Source organism: Mycobacterium rhizamassiliense, from assembly GCF_900157375.1.
In the GTDB taxonomy this organism is placed as follows: domain Bacteria; phylum Actinomycetota; class Actinomycetes; order Mycobacteriales; family Mycobacteriaceae; genus Mycobacterium; species Mycobacterium rhizamassiliense.
Window position 1 is genome coordinate 1,600,964 of the sequence record NZ_LT721901.1, and the last position, 15,453, is coordinate 1,616,416.

The window sequence follows — 15,453 nt, forward strand, 5'->3', positions numbered from 1 at the left end:
TGTTCTGGTCGAGCCGATCACGAACTGTTGCTGGACAACGTGACCCCCCCGTCCACCACGAACTCTCGTCCTGTGATGAAGCTGGCCGCCGAGGACAGCAGGAAGGTTGCGATCGCACCCATGTCATCGGTGGTGCCCATCCGACCCATGGGGCTGTCGGTGCCTAAGCGCTCCACCTGTTCTTCGGTCATGCCCGCCGCCGCCGCGGAGGCAAGAATCATCCCGGTGCCTTTGACCCCGTGCGGGTGAAGAGAATTGACCCGAATCTGGTGTGCGGCAAGATCACCCGCGGCGAGCTTAGTGAACCCACGCACGGCCCACCGGGTCGTACCGTACCCGGCGTACCCTTTGGTCGCCATCACCCCTGACGTCGACGACAGGTTCACGATGCTGCCGGGGTGCCCGCCCTCTGCCATGCGCTTGCTGACGATCTGGGTACCCACCCAGGTCCCCTTGAGGTTGACGTTGATCATGTGGTCGAGCTCTTCGTCGGCCTCGTCCCAGAAATCGCGTTGTCCGTAGAACACGCCGGCGTTGTTGACCAATCCATCGATGCGCCCGTGCTCGGCAAGCGCCTCTTTGACTGAGGTTTCCCACTCCAGGCGTGAGGTGACGTCCAAGCGGTGTACGCCCTCACTGGCGTCGATGTCGGTGCGCCACACGGCGGCACCGCGATCCTCGAAGTAATCGGAGAACGCCGCGCCGAGCGAGCGCGCGGCGCCCGTCACCATGATCGTCAGGCCCGCAAGGGCGTCGTAATCCTTGATGGCCATGCTTTCGTGTGGGCGCAGGGGCGGGGTCATGGCAGGTCCTTTTGGGCAATCATCGTCGGGGTGGCCGTCCGCCAGTCCTCAATGCCGTCCTCGGGCTTGGCGACTGCCAACGCATCGTCATGCACCTCCGCCCAATGCGAGTGGTTGAGTTGATGCATCGAGAAGCAAGCGTTGAGCGAATTGTGGAATCCCATGTTGTCGACGGTCTGGTTCACCGACTCCTTGATCAACAAGGCCGCCATCGTTGGGGTCTTGGCGATCCGGCGCGCGAACTCCATGGTCTTATCGGCCAGTTGCTCGGTCGGGAACACCTTGGACACCATGCCGAGCCGGTGGGCCTCGTCGACGTCCATCGAATCACCGGTGAGCATGAGTTCTTTGGTCTTGCGTGGACCGAACTCCCATGGATGCGCGAAGTATTCGACACCACACATGCCGAGCCGTGTTCCGACGACGTCGGCGAAGGTGACGTCGTCGGCGGCGACGATGAGGTCGCATGACCACATCAACATCAGGCCGGCGGCGAAGACAGTTCCGTTGACCTGAGCGACCGTGATCTTGCGCAGGTCACGCCATCTGCGGGTGTTGGTGAAGAAGTAGTGCCACTCCTGCAGCATCCGCCGTTCGGCGCCGGTCCGGGTGCCGCCGTGGATGCCGTAGGTGGGGTGCTGTGTCGGTCCTGGCGTGCGCTCCGTCACGGCCTCCGACGAGCCCATGTCGTGGCCCGCCGAGAAGATCGACCCGGCTGCGGCCAAGATCACCACGCGCACTGTGTCATCGGCCTCCGCCGCGGCGAACGCGTCATCGAGTTCGACCAGCAGGCCGCGGTTCTGGGCGTTTCGCGTCTTCGGCCGGTTGAGGGTGATGCGCGCGATCGTTCCTTGGTCGAGGGTCTCGTAAATGATGAAGCGGTAGGTCATCTGGCGATCCCGATCTTGTCGTGGCTGTTTGGCGATGTCGGGTGCTGCTGTTTGGGCGGATGCCAGCACGCATCGGAATGCTCGAGCTCGTCGATGTCCTGCTCGCTGAAGCCCAACCAGGCCTGAAGGATCGCGGTGGTGTCGGCACCTAGGCGGGCGCCGGGCCGCGTCGTGCGGGGCAGGCCGAGTGCGACCTGGTCTGGTGAGGCAGGCAGCTCCCGACTGCCGACATCGGGATGGAAGACGTCACGGTAAGCCCCGCGACTGCGCAACTGGGGATCACGCCACAGATCCTCGAGGTTCTCCACGACCGCTGCGGCCAGCCCGGCGCGCTGAAGCCGGACCACGGCCTGGTAGGGCGTGAAGGTGGCGCACCAGGCGGTAAGCGCAGAGCGTATTTCGTTGCCGGCATCCGCATCACCCGTTTCGGGCTCCTCGATTTCGAGCAGAGCGCAGGCCGCGGCGACGTCGGCGGCGTCTTCGAGTTCCACCGCGACCCACGCGTCTTCACCGAGGCAGCAGAACACTCCCGACAGTGCCGATCCGGGGACGGCGTTGGGCGCCTGGCTCCACGCCGCACCTCCGTTCATACTCGCCAGGTACAGCGGCGCCATGACTGCCGCACCGGTTTCGGCCTGGGCGAGGTCGATATGGACCGCCGGCCCGCCCTGACGAACCGACTCCACGGCTCCCAGGATCGCCGACACGGCATGGTGGGCGCCGACAAAGTCGAAATGCGTACCGTCGAAGGCCCAACTTGAGGCCAGCCCAAGGTAATTGGCGATGTTGGATGCGTAGGCACGGTACTTCGCGCGTCGACCGGACTGCCCGTACCCGGTGAGCGACGCCATCACCAGCCCGGGGCGCCGCCGGCTCAGGGTTTCGAAACCGCAACCCCAGCGGTCCATCTGGCCGGGACTGAAGTTCTCCACCACCACATCGACCGCGGCGACCAATCGACGAAATAAGGCGCGGCCGGATTCGACGTCCATGTTCAGTGAGACGCTGCGCTGGCCCGAAGTGAGGCTGGCAAACATGTTGGTCGTTCGAATGCCGGAGGGCTCGTGGATGTTCGGGTGATCCAGACTGAAGTAACTGCGCAACGCCTCCGGTCGGCGCGGCGACTCGACCTTCGCGACCTCCGCGCCCAAGTCGGACAACATGGTCGCGCACACGTTGCCGACGACGAACGTGCCGAAACTGATGACGCGCAGCCCGGCGAGCGGTCCAGATTCAGACGACACCGGCAGCTCTCCATCTCGACAGCTCTTCTTCGCCGACGCCCAGTTCCTTGCACAGCGTTTGGGTGTCGGCGTCAGCGGGCCGAGCGGGGCGACGCGGCACCTGCAACGGCGGCTGTGACCGGAACGGGTGACCGGGAACGCGCACCGACCCCAGTGCCATCGAGGGCACCGTGACGAAGAACTGCCTGTCGACCATGTGCGGATCATCGGCCATCTCGCCTGGAGCAAAGCTGAGCGCACACGGCAGCCCCGCATCCTGCGCCCGATCGACGAATTCCGCGGCGCCCCATTGCGCCATATACGGCGTGATGAGTTCGGTCAACAGGTCAAACAGCTGCACCCGCATCGCGCGCTCCTCGTAGAGTGGATCGGCGAGCTCGTCTGGTCTGCCCAGCACGTCGACGAAGATCGACCAGTGGTGCAGTGCGTGCGCGGCGATGTCCACCCGGCCGTCGCGGCATTGCCACACTCCGCCGGGCGGTGGCCCGAAGTTGGTGCGGCGGTCGGGAATTCGGCCCGACGTATCGAACTGGTCGATAGTCAGCTTCTGCCACGACGCCGCCTCGTGCACCGACAGATCGATGGCGACGCCACCTGTGTGATCGCGCCCGGTCAGCAACGCTGCCTGCACCAGATAGGCCGCACGTACCCCGGCAAGGTCGAACATGTGCGCTCCGGGCATCGCCACCGGCGGGCCCTCCACCGGTCCTGTCACAGACATCAGTCCGCTACCGGCGAAGGCCGTGAAAGGTGTTGACCTCCAACAACGCTGCGGACCGGTCAGCCCGTAGGCGGTGACTGCGCACACCACCGCATCGTCGGCCGCCCAGTCCAGCGTCGGGCCCCGAGTCAACCCGACGACGGCGCGACCAGGGCGCGTGGTGACCAGCACGGCGTCGGCGCTCGCGCCGACGCGCCTTAAAAATGGCAGCGCTTGGGCGCTCGTCCAGTCCACCGACACTGAACGCTTGGTCTGCTGCAGGTACTCGTGATCGAGGCTTACTCGGCCGCCTGACGACGACGTGGCCAGCGGCGGGACACGACGCGAATCTTCACCAGCGGGCCGCTCGAGCACGATCACATCGGCACCCAGGTCGGCCAACAGCCGGCCGGCATAGCTGACCATGCGCCCGCCGACCTCGATGATCCGCTTGCCGCGCAACGGTGCGTCGACTTCGGTTGCCGCCTCGCTCGATTCGTCGCTCATCTAGGGTGCCCGCAGATCGGGTCAGGCGCTGGCATCGACGCGCTTGGATTCCGCGTCCTTTTCTGCGTTCTCCTTGGCGGCAGGAATGATTTCTTCGGCGAAGATCTTCATAGCCTCCAGGACGTGCTCCTGCTCCATGGCCCCGCCCTTGTTGAGGGTGAGAATGAAGTTCTCCCAGCCGTGCTCGTTGTTCATGGCACGAATTTTCTCGATGATCGAATCTGGGCTGCCGATAAAGGCGGTCGGCATTTGCAGGATCTTGTCGTACGGGTCGATGTCGCGCGATGCGATGGTGTCATACCAATTCGAGTACGCCTGGTAGTCCTTGGGAACCTCTTCGCCCCGCTCGAACGGTGCCGCGTACTGCTGAAGGAACTGCATGTTCAGCCGCACGCTGTCACGTGGGTAGTTCAGCGCGAACTGCTCGTCATTGCTGGTGAATGCGGTGGTGAGTGCCCAGGTGTCTGACACGTCACGGTCGACGTCGTACTTGTCGTGCGCCTGATACAGCAACTGAAGGCTCTTCGACAGCTCGGGGTCAGGAATGTAGGGGTTGCCGACCATCATGCCGTAGCCCTTCGATACCCCCCAGTCGATGGTTGATGCCGTGCGCAGAACCGCGATGTAGAACGGCACCTTCTGCTGCGTTGGCCGCGGGAAGATGTTGATGTCCTCTCCGCGGGTGAACTTTCCTTCCCACGAATAACTTTCGTGGGTGAGCAGGTTCTCGATGACCTCGACGGATTCGATGAAGCGCTCGGTGCTTTCCTCCATGGGAATGCCGAACTTCTTGAATTCCTTCTGCTGATAGCCGCGGCCCAGGCCGAGGTCGAACCGGCCGCCGCTGATCGCGTCCACCATCGCGACCCGCTCTGCCATGCGGATCGGGTTCATGAACGCCGGGATCACAACGGCTGTACCGATGCGGGCGTGCTTGGTCACAGCGGCCACCGACGCGCCGAAGACGAACGGGTCGGCGATCGTGCCATACGGCGAAAAGTGGTGTTCGCCAAGCCAGATCGTGTCGTAGCCCATGTCATCGGCGGCCCGGCACTGGTCGAGGTTGCGCCGATACACCTCGTCGCCAGGCAACATCGGTGGCTTCTCGCCGAGGATGAAAATTCCGAACTTCATATGCCTATGTCCTCTCGAAGGGTTAGTAATTGTTGTCCTGCTCAGCTGCGGCCAACAAGGGCCAGACCGTTGTCGCGCATGACCAGCTTCTGCGCAGACGCGTCAAGCATGTCGAGATGGTCTACGAGCTGACTGGGGAAGGCCAGCCCCTCCGAATGCGGGAAATCTGAGCCGCCCAGGAGAACTTCGGCGCCGACCTTGTCGATGACGTCGGCCATGTCGTCTTCCCAGAACGGCACCACCCGGAAGTGGCGCTTGAAGATCTTGCTCGGCCGCTCGGGCAGCTGCCCACCGATCCAGCGGCCGTTGCGGCCCATTCCGCGCATCTTGTCGAGCTTTCGCACGAACAGCGGAATCCATTCGCACCCATGTTCGGCCGAAACGATCTTCAGATTCGGGAATCGGCTGAACACGTTGCCGTAAATGAGTTGGCTGAACGTCTCTTGAGCCGGCACGTCGCCGTAGGCCCAATACCACTGCCAGGCGGACTGAGTGAAAAACGTGGGGTTTTCCTCCTCCCCCCATTCGCGGGACCGACCGGCCTTGTAGCCGGGGGGTGCTTCGTTGATGTGGTAGCTCACCGTCGCGTGGGCGTCGTTGATGCGTCCCCAGATCCGGTCGAAGTAGGGGTCGCCGGGCGAGCGGCCGTAGGCGGGGCCGGGCACCATCGCGACCACTTTGCCGCCGCGTTCGAAGAAGTAGTCGAGCTGTTCGCAGGTCCGGTCGACGTCGCGCATGGAGAAGATGGGAGCCACAAACATGCGGTCCGCGCGCGCGAATCCCCACTCTTCCTCGAGCCAGCGCAGATATGACCACGACGAGGCGTAGAAGAGGTCGTCGTCGGTGAGCACGTGCTCGGCCAGCAGCCCGATTCCGGTCGAGTAGAGCATGCAGGCCTCGATGTTCTGCTTGTCGAGTTGTTCGAGCCGGAGGTCGGCGTCGGCGAAAGCCGGGTCCGGTTCCATCCACTGGTAGGTGCCGGCCTCACCGGATCCTTTTTTGATGCCTTTCAACAGCTCCTTGAGCGATCCGGGATGAGGCACCTTGCCGTGGTGCCCGTCGCTCTCGCGGGCGTTGCCGTCGAATTTGAACAGCGTCTTGCCGCCTTCGACGACGACCCGCAATGTCCGGTCCTTGTACTTGTCCTCGATGTGACGCGTATAGCAGTCCTCCCCCTCGGTCAGGTGCTGATCCGCATCGAAGATCGGGTACTCGGTGAACGTCTTGTACTCAAGGTATTGCGACTTCAATTCGCCTGCCCCAGCGGTGATTTCGGTGTTCAACTGTTGCTGCTCCATGTGCTTGCTCCTTCTACTGGTAGGAGGACTCCGTTGATGAAAGACGCTGCCGGCGAGAGCAGGTAGCAGATCGCCGTGGCGACCTCCCACGGCTGACCGTGGCGGCCCATCGGATACTTGGCGAACCGCTCGACGTTTGCCGGTGCGGCGAAGGCGCCTGCGGTGCGCTCGGTGACGGTGCCCCCGGGCGCGACGGCGTTGACTCGCGGTCTGCCGCGAAGTTTGACCGCAAGGTGGCGGCTGTAGCCGACGACGCCGGCCTTTGCAGCCGGATACCAGTCGGGTGTGGCATCGACTCTGAGGTTTCCGGCGATGGATGCGGTGAATACAACGCTTGCAGCTTCGGTGGCGTGGGCGCCCAGGAACGCCTCCGTCATCGCCGCGTAGCCCCCGACTGCTTGACGCACGCCATCAGACACCGACATCGGCGTGGTACTTGGTGGCCCCGCGTTATTGACGAGGTACTGAATCTCCATGCCGGCGACGTCCTGCCACGCCCGGTCAATTTCTGCATCGACTGAGGTGTCGACGCGACGACACATCACCGTCCCCTTTGCCGATGCGAGGTCCTGGGCCAGGGCCTCTAACTTGTCGGCGTTGATGTCCCAGGCCAGCACGGAGACCCCGCTCCGGGCCAAAATCCCGGCCACCGAACGCCCGATACCACTGGCTGCTCCCGACACCACCGCGGCCTGACCCGGCTCGAAACCCAATCCGGAGAAGTCGTACGCCGGTTCGACAGTCACTGCCGCTCGATTCGGTAGGCCCGCACCGCGCCCGTACCTCTGCCGGCGTGTAAGTCCTCGACGGTGACCTTTGCGGTAACCACGAACAGGGTGTCCCCGCGCTCGCCGCCCACCGCACACGCCACCGCCCAGGAGCCGGGAGTGGACGTCGAGGCGAGAATCGCGCCGTCCTCGGCTATGAGGAGAAACTCCGAGGTGAACGGGCAGCACACCCAGACCGCTCCCCCGGGATCCAGCGCGATGCCGTCGGGCTTTCGCCCGCCAAGTTCGGCGAATACCTCTGGGGCACCGAGGGATCCGTCCGGGGCGACGTCGAACTTGACCAACCGGCATCCCTGAGTTTCGGCCGCGATCAACGTGCGCCCGTCGGCGGTGATGACCATCCCATTGGGGACACGCAGGTCATCGGCCACCACGCGTGTCTCGCCGTGCTCGTCCACAAGGATGATCGGACAGCGCAGGACGTCGCCGGGCCTGACACCGGTCAAGTCGGGCAGCGTCGATACATAGGCCCTCCCGTGGGTATCGGCCACGAGGTCGTTGAGTGCGCCGCGGAAGGACGCGCCGATGTCGGCCACCGTTTGCAGCGCCCCTTCCGCCGATCCCCGCAACAATCGCCCGTTGTGCGCGGACGCGATAAGGACGTCGCCGTTCGGCAGCGGCGCGAGCCCAGAAGGTTGACCCGGCACGTAGTAGCGAGTGGTCAGTACGCCGGCGAGGTTGACCGATGACACACGGCGCGAGTAGAAGTCGGAGAACCACAGCTCCCCTCTGTGCCAGCGGGGCCCCTCCAGAAATCCCAATCCATCGGCCAGAATGCGTTCCGCGCCGACGCGGATTTCGTCGGTCGCCCCAGGCAGCTGCGTTGAGGTTGCGCTCGACGGCTTGATCGCCATGATCGCGGCGCGCCTCCTGCCTCAACATTTGTGCGCACCACTGGACTGCGCGCGTGCCGATGTCCCAACGGCAATCAAAAGAGCCTGATTAATTCCGGCGTGGCCGCCGTGCGCCAGCATGGCAACGGCGTCCAGATTGTCATTGCATGTACTATAATATGGCGATCTGAATAAAGCCAACGTCCGTCCAAATCTGGTCAAGATCACCAGGTTCGGCACGACACCAGGAACGGTCCCGGTGCTCACCACCTGCTATCCGAACGCACTGTTCGCACTGCTGAAGGCCCGGTCGCTGGCCGCCTGGTCGGTGTGGCCTCTGGCGCCCTTTAGACAGCTGCCGCGGACTACTGATGGCGCGGAGACGCTTCGGTGAGGTTCGAACTGAGCGAGGAGCAGCGGTTCCTCGTCGACACGACTCAAAGCTTCCTGGCCAAGGAGCTACCGCCTACCGCCCTGCGCGCATGGATGCGCAATGCTGCCGGCCAGGACTACCGTCAGTGGTGGCGCACGTGTGCGGGCCTCGGGTGGTCGGGCATCTTCGCCCCGGAGTCCTGCGACGACTACGGTTCGGTGTCCGGGGCGCCGGTCGTCGACGCGGCGATCGTTAGCGAGATCGCCGGCCGGGCGCTGGCGCCGTCGGCGCTGCCGGGATGCAGTGTCGCGGTACGGGCTCTCGGCGATGCCGCACCCGACGCCGACCCGACCTTGCGCGGCGTACTGGACGGCAGCCGTATCGCCGCGTTTGCGCTCGAGGAGCCCGCAGGAATATGGAACCTCGACGCGATAGCAACCAGCGCTCGGCGAGAAGGCGACGACCTCGTCCTGACCGGCAGCAAAGTCAACGTCCCCGACGCCGCGACCGCTGACGTGCTGGTTGTGGCATGTCAGGTCGACGACGGCGTCGGTCTGGTTTTGGTGCCTATCGATGCCGCGGGCGTCGACGTCACGCAAAAGCGGGGGTTGGACCTGCTACGCGAGTTCGGCGATGTGCGCCTGGACAATGTGCGGGTGGGCGCTGATGCGCTGTTATCCGCCGGTGCGCCGTCGTCAAAGGTCGCCGAGGATGCGCGCCGCCTTGCGACCTGCCTGCAGCTCGCCGAAACCGTCGGGGCGGTCGACCACCTCTGCGGACTGCTGCTCGATTATGCGCACACGCGGCACGCATTCGGCCGCCCTATCGGTGGTTTCCAGGCGCTCAAGCACCGGATCGCCGATGTCACGCTCTGGGTTGAGAGCTGCAAGGGCACCGCAGACGCCGCCGTCGACGCGGTGTCAGAAGATTCCGACGAAGCCGAATTGCTGGTCAGCGTGGCCAAATCCTATGTCGGCGATCGCTCGATCCGCATCGTTCAGGAATGCACGCAGATGTTCGGGGGCATCGGTCTGACCTGGGAGCACGACGCCCACCTTTATCTGCGCCGGGTCACCACCAACCGGGCGCTGCTGGGTACACCTGAACAGCACCGGGCGCATATCGCCCGGCTTTTGCACGTCAGCGACGGTGTGGGGGCTTGGGATTTCCACTGACATGAACCTCGATCAATTCCGGCGCCAGGTGCGCGAATGGTTGTCGGCCAACTTGGAGCTCAAGGCGGGACTGCCCAAGCCGACAGATGCAGAGGACCGCGTACTGCAGGCGAAGATCGCTGACGGCGGCTACGCCGGGCTGCCCTACCCGGTGGAATACGGCGGTCGCGGACTGACCCCGGGCCACCAGGAGGTCTTTTACGAGGAGGCGGCTCCTTATCGGCTGCCGACGGGCCTGGGCGTCTCCCTCGGCATGATCGCGCCGACGCTTCTGGACTGCGCATCACCGGGGGTCCTGGCCGAGCATCTTCCCAAAATTTTTCGAGGTGAGGAGAAGTGGATCCAGTTGCTGTCTGAACCCGGCGCCGGTTCGGATCTCGCCGGATCGCTCACCAGGGCAGATCGGGACGGCGACCGCTGGATCATCAATGGGTCGAAGGTATGGAGCACCGACGCGGCGGTCGCCGACTACGGATTCTGCCTGGCCCGCACCGACTTCGATCGGCCCAAGCATCGCGGACTATCCGTGTTCGCGATGCCACTACAGGCACCGGGGGTGAGCATTCAGGTGATCGCGAAGTCCGACGGCTGCGACACCGAGTTCTACCAGGAGTACTTCAGCGATGTCGCGCTGCCCGCAGATGCTCTCATCGGTGCGCTCAATGACGGGTGGTCGGTCGCGCAGCGGCTGTTGTTTCACGAACGCAACTTCTCCGGTGGTGTCGGCTACTCCGTTGGCCTGCGCGCGAAGACGAAGGAGTCCGTTTCTGTCGACGACCTCATAGCGGCGGTATGCCTTCGCGGAACCCCTCTCACTGAACGTGAAGAAGACCTGCTGGCGCAGGCGTACAGCAACGCCGTGGTACACAATCAGCTCAGTAAGCGGGTGTCATCGGGTTACACGACCGGCACCCTGAGCGGCCCGTGGGGGTCACTGCTCAAGCTGAGTTCGGGCCTCAAGGAGCATCGGCGCGCTGAGATCGCGGTCGAGCTGTGTGGTTCCGCCGCGATCACATGGGATGACGGCTCTGAGAACGGACCGATCGGTTCGTCCTGGCTGAATGCCATGGTGATGTCAGTCGCCGGTGGCAGCAACGAGATGCAGCGCAATACCGTCGGTGAAAAGCTGCTCGGGTTGCCCCGCGAACCGGTTGTCGATCGCGACGTTTCGTTCCGCGAGTCACTTCGGCGTCGCGCACCCGCAGGCGAGGGATCGTAGGGGCTGTCAGGCACCCTTTCGCGGTTTGCGCGAAGTGCCCCGGACTTTTTTCGATGCGGGGGCAGCGCGGGCGGAGAGGTGATCGGCGATAAGGTCGGCCAGCGCGTCCTGACCTGATTGGGCGCGTAGCCCCGGGGTCACTATGCGGGCCACCATCATGCCGACCGGACCGGCCCACAGCAATGTGGCTATCGATTCCGCGTGCGGCGTTGAGTCGTCGATCAGACTGGCGATGCGAGCGAGCGCGGTCTGCAGACCGTGGAATTTTTTGCCGTCCATCGTGCCTCGCATCGCGCGGGTCGCAATAAGAATCTCCAGCGCCCCCATCGCGGTGGGGGTTGAGAACACCTGCCACGCTGCGGCCGAAAGTGTTTCGGCTCGGGATCGTGCGTCCGTCACACCTTCGGCGGTGTCGGCGAGTTCGTTCAACGACTCCACCAACGTGTCGAACCCGTAGTCGATGACCGCGGTGAGCAGCCCGTCGCGATCACCAAAGTGATACTGAATGACGCCCCACGAAACCCCCGCCCGCTCCACGATGTGGCGCGTGCTGGCCGCAGCGAACCCCTCTTCGCGGATGCACTTGATGGTCTCCTCGATCATCAGGATCCGCGTGCGATCGGCGCGGACCTGAGCACGCTCGCTTTGCCTGCTCTGCCGACCTGGTGATGGTCGATCTCGTGAGGCGGTAGTCATGATGTCAACCCATGATCACCAAACATCTGCTCGGCGCCTGCGCGAAGAGTGCGCGAGATCCAGTAGACGCCGACCCGTTCATGGCGCTTCACGGACGTTTTCATGAGAGACAAGGACGCCGGACCGACCACGACACCCCTTCGTCAGATTCGCGAATCAAGCTCCCAAGCCAGGTGCGTGTGCCTGGCAAAACCGCTGCGCGGGTTCCCTGCCTGCCGCAATGTTATTGCATCCACCATTTTGTGTCGCAGGTTGCCCAAGCGGGAGCTCACTGGCCGTGGCGGCGGCGGCGCACGGTTCCTTTGGTCCGGTGTACCCGCCGAGCGGGATCGGCCTCGGTTCCGCGTGAGATCTCGTCGTGGAGTTGAGCGATGTTGGACATTTCGTCGTAGAGTCCGCGAATCGAGTAATTCAGCACGGCTCGGGCGAATCGGAGTTCCGAATCGTCGCTCACCCCAACCTCTTCGCTGCGCCGCTGCGCCCAGATCAGATCGTCTAACTGACGCCGCGTCGTACTCAGATGAGCCTGCAGTGCCTCCACTACGTCGGTGACGTCGGACTCGGTGGCGAGCCACGCCTTCAGGATGACCGGATGCTTGACCATCACCTGCTCACTTCCCGGGAAAGACTTGACCCACTCGCGCAGCGCATGTTCGCCCGCTGGTGTCGCTTCGAAGAGGGTGACAGAGCGCGCACCTAGCTCAGCCGCGTGCGACGTGACGTGCCCGCGATCCAGCAGCTTGGTCAGCTCACGACGGATGTGGCTGACCGACGGTGACCAGTAGAAGTGGCCGACCGAGAACTCTGCGCGGGTCTTGATCTCTCCTGCGGTGAGCTGCTCGTCATAGGCCGCGAGGATTCCGAGAACCAGATAGGCAGTGACGGGCAGGTCGGAGTTTTTCGCCGGCGAGTCCACGGGACCGGACCGCTTGCTCCGTCGTCGTAGGGGCAGGGCGGTCATGGCCGAGCACCGGTGAAATAGGGCAACCAGAGAGCGTCGTCACCGACGCGGTGAAATTCGACCCGCAATTCGAGATCGATGCGCAGGGCATCGACGCCGACACCGATGACGTTGCTGATCATTTGGTATCCCTCGTCGAGGGTGACGATGGCAGGAGCGTAGGGAGGTACGAATGCCGGTGTCACTGGCCGATTTACGACTGTCCAGCTGTAGAGCCGTCCGCGGCCGGTGCTGCGTTCCCACACCTGGTTGAACGACGCGCACATGCGGCAGTGCTCGGTCGGCGGAAAGTTTGGGTGGTTGCAGTCGGTGCAGCGTTGAAAGCGGAGTTCGCCGACTGCACAACCCTGCCAGAACGGCGTTGTCAGCGTCGTCGCATCAGCATGCGGCACGGCTCCGCTTTGGGGCGGCAGGGTGTTTGGTGCGCCAGATGTCATGACGGCTCATCTCCCAACAGCAACACGGTCGTAAAGAGCGCTCCTGAGCCGCCGTTGCTGCACAGTGCGACACGCGCATCGCGAACCTGCAGGTCCCCGGCCCTACGGCGGATCTGTTCGACCGCGCGGATCGCCCGCTGCAACATCTGTGGGTTGACCCCGGCATGGCTATAGGAGAGCAGCCCGCCGTCGGTGGTGACCGGATGGCTGCCTGTCAGCGCAATGCGACCGTCCTCGACGAACGGCCCACCCTCCCCGTCGCCACAGAATCCAAAAGCTTCGAGCTGACGGATGACCTCGAAGGAAAACGGATCATAGAGTTCAAGCACGTCGACGTCGTCACGCTCGAGACCAGCGTGTCGGAACGCTCGGTCGGCGGCGCGGCGACCGACCATCCCATTGACGTCGTCGCCTCGTCGCCCAACCAAGTCCCAGGCCGGTGGCACCTTGTAGGACGGGCCGAAAAAGTCTGCTCCCGCACCGAGTAGGTGAACGGGCGCGATCGACGCGTCAATGCGGTCGGCGTTGGCGATGACGAGGGCGCAACCTCCTTCGGAGGTCATCGCGCAGTCCAACAGGTGGAAGGGGTCGGCGATCATTGGTGAGGCTTCGACGTCGGCGGGCTGGAACGGGCCGCGCCCGAAGTAGACCGCCCCGGGATTGAGTGACCCGTTGTTGCGAATCGTCGAGGCCACGATCGACAACTGATGCCTGGTGGTCCCGTATACCGCCATATGTCGCCGCGCGACGAGTGCGAACTCGGCCGCGGTGAACATGCCCCAGGGGATGATGAATTCGTTCTCCGGTTTCGTCCACGGAGCGGTCGAGCTGTGATTACGGTACGCACCCGCTTGCGCGGCGACCACGACCACGACGTCGGCGAGACCGTATTCGATGGCAGCGACGGCCTCCACGATCATGCCCAGCCCGAAACCGCTCCCATGCCACGCAGGTCCGAGCCGCAGGTCGTAGATCAGTTCAGTACTGAGCTCGCCGGCGCTGATGCCGTCAACGTCGTCGAGACCCAGTTCGGCATCGGCAAGCGCGCCCAGAATTGCTTCGACACTCAGGCTGCGTGATGTTGCACCATCTAATTGCCTGGCCTGGGTGGTGTTGTACACACCGGCGATGACGGCTCGAGGTCGTGATGCCATGTCGGCTTCAGCCGCCGATCGTGGTTGATGACACTGCGCGCTCAGTTCTCATCGGCGACCACACCCAGGTAGGTGCCGTAGACGCGAAGGTGTTCGCCGCGGCGCTCTACCTGACCTATTAGTCGTGTGCGTCCACCCGGTTTTGGATCGCCAGCGGGCAGGACGTCGATGCGGACGTCGATCGGTCGCGATGTCGCGGGGTCGGCGATTTCGACCAGCAGGGCAATGGTCTGTTCGTCGCCGTCCCAGACCACACCGTTGATGCGGTGTCTGGACGGCAGTTCCATGCTGGTGGAATCTCGCCGAAGTAGGAAATGAATCAACACGCACAACTCGCCCGCGTGCGGCGGTACGCACAGCGTGATGCTCACTGAGGTGCCTGTGGCGGCGGCGCGCTGGTCGGTGTGATTTCGTCGAGGAACTTCACTATGTGCGCAGCGAGAGCGACCGGATTGCTGGACTGGATAGTGTGGCCGGCGTCGGGGATCGTCGTCCACGTCGCGCCTGGGATCAGCCCGGCGAGTTCAGCAGCGGCGGTCTCGCTTGTCACGTTGCTCCGTTCCCCGCGCAGAATACGTGTCGGACAGACGATCTGGCGGACGATGCGACGTAGATCGTCGCGTAGTTCCAGTTTCATTGCCATGAATTGGCTGCTGTCGTACTTGTAGGTCAGGCGGCCGTCGTCGCCCCATCGCAGGTTGGCCGCGACGCCGTCAACGCGCGGAGCAATGGTGGGAGAATCTGCGGCAAGGTGGGCTTGCACTTCCTCGAGATCGACGAAGCTCTGCGGGGTGGTGACGAAGGCGCCGACCGAACCGATTCCCGCAGCGTCCATTTCGGGTGCCACGTCGACGATGACTAGGCCGCTCAGCGCCGCGGGGCGGCGTCCGGCCCATACCATCGCGCCCATTCCGCCCAGCGAATGGCCAACCACGACAACGTCTTCGAGCTCCAGCGCGGCGATGACCGCATCGATATCCTCGCAGATTGCATCCGAGCCGTAGCTGGTTGGCTCAACCCAGTCGCTCTCGCCGTGCCCGCGGAGGTCGACGGCGAGGCAGCGCGCACGACAACGCAGCAAGTTAGCTGTCAGATCAAAGGTGTGGGCGTGCAGTCCGCCGCCGTGCAGCATCAGCACGACCGGCGCATCTGCGGCCCAGCCGGGCCACTCCAAGTAATGCAGTGCGGGCCCCGACCCTCGACGGACCATTCCCTCAGCGGGCAGGACGAGATCCTCGTGG

General features: G+C 64.1%; 16 protein-coding genes. 2 read left to right on the top strand and 14 right to left on the bottom strand.

Going from position 1 to position 15,453, the window contains the following annotated elements; translation table 11 throughout:
* Positions 1–17: 17 nt before the first annotated feature.
* From MRAB57_RS07795 to MRAB57_RS07830, 8 genes are read right to left on the bottom strand one after another with little or no spacing between them, the layout of a single operon-like run.
* Positions 18–803, bottom strand: a complete 786-nt coding sequence (locus tag MRAB57_RS07795; protein WP_083743331.1) for an SDR family NAD(P)-dependent oxidoreductase — start codon at positions 801–803, stop codon at positions 18–20.
* Positions 800–1,693: an enoyl-CoA hydratase gene (locus MRAB57_RS07800; RefSeq protein ID WP_077087060.1), complete on the bottom strand. Its 894-nt coding sequence runs from the start codon at positions 1,691–1,693 to the stop codon at positions 800–802. The genes MRAB57_RS07795 and MRAB57_RS07800 overlap by 4 nt, the downstream gene beginning before the upstream one ends.
* Complete coding sequence (locus MRAB57_RS07805; RefSeq protein WP_077087061.1) at positions 1,690–2,937, bottom strand: CaiB/BaiF CoA transferase family protein; 1,248 nt, start codon at positions 2,935–2,937, stop codon at positions 1,690–1,692. The genes MRAB57_RS07800 and MRAB57_RS07805 overlap by 4 nt, the downstream gene beginning before the upstream one ends.
* Positions 2,927–4,144, bottom strand: a complete 1,218-nt coding sequence (locus MRAB57_RS07810; protein ID WP_077087062.1) for a CaiB/BaiF CoA transferase family protein — start codon at positions 4,142–4,144, stop codon at positions 2,927–2,929. The genes MRAB57_RS07805 and MRAB57_RS07810 overlap by 11 nt, the downstream gene beginning before the upstream one ends.
* A gap of 21 nt (positions 4,145–4,165) precedes the next feature.
* Positions 4,166–5,278: an LLM class flavin-dependent oxidoreductase gene (locus tag MRAB57_RS07815; RefSeq protein WP_077087063.1), complete on the bottom strand. Its 1,113-nt coding sequence runs from the start codon at positions 5,276–5,278 to the stop codon at positions 4,166–4,168.
* 41 nt (positions 5,279–5,319) lie between these two features.
* Positions 5,320–6,576, bottom strand: coding sequence for an amidohydrolase family protein (locus MRAB57_RS07820; protein ID WP_083743333.1), 1,257 nt, complete (start codon positions 6,574–6,576; stop codon positions 5,320–5,322).
* The gene (locus tag MRAB57_RS07825) at positions 6,558–7,322 is read right to left on the bottom strand and encodes an SDR family NAD(P)-dependent oxidoreductase (RefSeq protein WP_077087064.1); all 765 of its coding nucleotides are present in this window, start codon (positions 7,320–7,322) and stop codon (positions 6,558–6,560) included. Before MRAB57_RS07825 ends, MRAB57_RS07820 begins: the two co-directional genes overlap by 19 nt.
* A complete protein-coding gene (locus MRAB57_RS07830) occupies positions 7,319–8,218 on the bottom strand; it encodes an SMP-30/gluconolactonase/LRE family protein (RefSeq protein WP_077087065.1) in 900 nt (299 codons plus the stop codon). Before MRAB57_RS07830 ends, MRAB57_RS07825 begins: the two co-directional genes overlap by 4 nt.
* Positions 8,219–8,587: 369 nt before the next feature.
* Between MRAB57_RS07830 and MRAB57_RS07835 the strand changes: the two genes are divergently transcribed.
* Both MRAB57_RS07835 and MRAB57_RS07840 read left to right on the top strand, forming a co-directional pair.
* Complete coding sequence (locus tag MRAB57_RS07835; protein WP_077087066.1) at positions 8,588–9,745, top strand: acyl-CoA dehydrogenase family protein; 1,158 nt, start codon at positions 8,588–8,590, stop codon at positions 9,743–9,745.
* A gap of 1 nt (position 9,746) precedes the next feature.
* A complete protein-coding gene (locus MRAB57_RS07840) occupies positions 9,747–10,964 on the top strand; it encodes an acyl-CoA dehydrogenase family protein (protein ID WP_077087067.1) in 1,218 nt (405 codons plus the stop codon).
* Positions 10,965–10,970: 6 nt separating this feature from the next.
* On the opposite strand, the gene MRAB57_RS07845 is transcribed toward MRAB57_RS07840, so the two are convergent.
* The 6 genes from MRAB57_RS07845 to MRAB57_RS07870 form a co-directional block, all read right to left on the bottom strand.
* A complete protein-coding gene (locus tag MRAB57_RS07845; RefSeq protein ID WP_245835869.1) occupies positions 10,971–11,567 on the bottom strand; it encodes a TetR/AcrR family transcriptional regulator in 597 nt (198 codons plus the stop codon).
* A 361-nt stretch (positions 11,568–11,928) separates the two neighbouring features.
* A complete protein-coding gene (locus MRAB57_RS07850; RefSeq protein ID WP_108637901.1) occupies positions 11,929–12,576 on the bottom strand; it encodes a PadR family transcriptional regulator in 648 nt (215 codons plus the stop codon).
* Between the two features lie 41 nt (positions 12,577–12,617).
* Positions 12,618–13,058, bottom strand: a complete 441-nt coding sequence (locus tag MRAB57_RS07855; protein ID WP_077087070.1) for a Zn-ribbon domain-containing OB-fold protein — start codon at positions 13,056–13,058, stop codon at positions 12,618–12,620.
* Entirely contained in the window at positions 13,055–14,212 is a 1,158-nt protein-coding gene (locus MRAB57_RS07860; protein WP_077087071.1) for a thiolase family protein, read from the bottom strand. The genes MRAB57_RS07855 and MRAB57_RS07860 overlap by 4 nt, the downstream gene beginning before the upstream one ends.
* 41 nt (positions 14,213–14,253) lie before the next feature.
* Positions 14,254–14,583, bottom strand: a complete 330-nt coding sequence (locus MRAB57_RS07865) for a hypothetical protein (protein WP_077087072.1) — start codon at positions 14,581–14,583, stop codon at positions 14,254–14,256.
* Positions 14,580–15,344, bottom strand: coding sequence for an alpha/beta fold hydrolase (locus tag MRAB57_RS07870; RefSeq protein WP_245836077.1), 765 nt, complete (start codon positions 15,342–15,344; stop codon positions 14,580–14,582). The genes MRAB57_RS07865 and MRAB57_RS07870 overlap by 4 nt, the downstream gene beginning before the upstream one ends.
* Positions 15,345–15,453 lie beyond the last annotated feature (109 nt).